1 protein-coding gene is annotated in these 999 nt (G+C 78.7%); it reads right to left on the bottom strand.

Translation table 11 applies throughout. The features are described 5' to 3' along the window. Positions 1-73: 73 nt before the first annotated feature. On the bottom strand, positions 74-999 hold a 926-nt coding region (locus AC1MIR_RS02320; RefSeq protein WP_480026572.1), incomplete at its 5' end, for a DUF2950 domain-containing protein.

The following is a 999-nucleotide window of genomic DNA, read 5'->3' as shown; positions in this document are numbered from 1 at the left end:
GGCCCCCCCCCACCCCGCCCGCCCCCCCGCCGGCGGGCCCCCCGGCGCCCCCCGGCGGCGCGCCGGGGCAGGCTCATTCGGCCACGCGCGACCAGCCGGGGCCGGGATCGAAGGCGGTGATGGCGGCGGCGGCGCGCGCGGTGTCGCGCCCCAGGTCGCGCTCCCACACCACCCCGTCATGGCTGATCAGGAAGCTCTTCCAGCCCGTGCTGCCGTAGGTGGCCGGCCAGGCGAGCACGGCGAAGCCGCCGATCATCCGCCCGTTCACCACCCAATCCATGGCTCCGCCGGGCGCCGCCGGCCCCTGGCGCGTCAGGATGCGGAAGTAGTAGCCGTGATAGGGCTGCGGCGTATCGTCGCGGCCGCGCGCATAGCCGCCCGCGCTCGCCGCGGCCAGCAGCGGGCCGAGCGGGCTCTCGGCCTCGCCGGGCACGGTCGGCCACCAGAGCCCGTCGCGCTGCCCGGGCGAGGAAAAGAAGCGCTGCGCATAGGCGCGCAGCCCGCCGACCCGGCCCGGCCCGGCGGCGTATTCGGCCTGCGCAGCGGCGATGGCGCGCAGCGTATCGATCACGTCGAGCTCGTTGCGCCCGATGCGCCGGTCCACCAGCCCCTGCGCGCCGGCGCGCGCATCGAAGCGCCAGGCGCCGCCGCTCAGCCGCATCGGGATCGGCAGCGGCCAGTCGTCGTCGCCCACCACCAGCACGGCGCGATCCGCCGCGGGGCGGTCGATCCGGTGCTTCGCCTCGTACATCTCCGTGAACCGCTCCCGCGCGGTGCGGTCGGCCACGCGATCGCCCGAGCGGATCAATTGCCGCCCGGCCTCGCCCAGCACGCGCAGCAGGGCGCGTTCGTCGTGCTTGCGGACCGCCTCGGCGAAGGCGGCGAAGCCCTCTTCCGGGCTCCGGAAGCGCCGGGGCTGGACGGGCTGCGGCGCCGGCGCGGCGGCGGGCCGGGCCCCCGCGGGGCCCCCGCCCCCCGGCGCGCGGCGGGGCGGCGCGG

This window comes from Falsiroseomonas sp. RANM36, assembly GCF_056682175.1.
The sequence above is the reverse complement of the archived record's forward strand: the minus strand, read 5'-3'. Positions and strand labels throughout refer to the sequence as shown.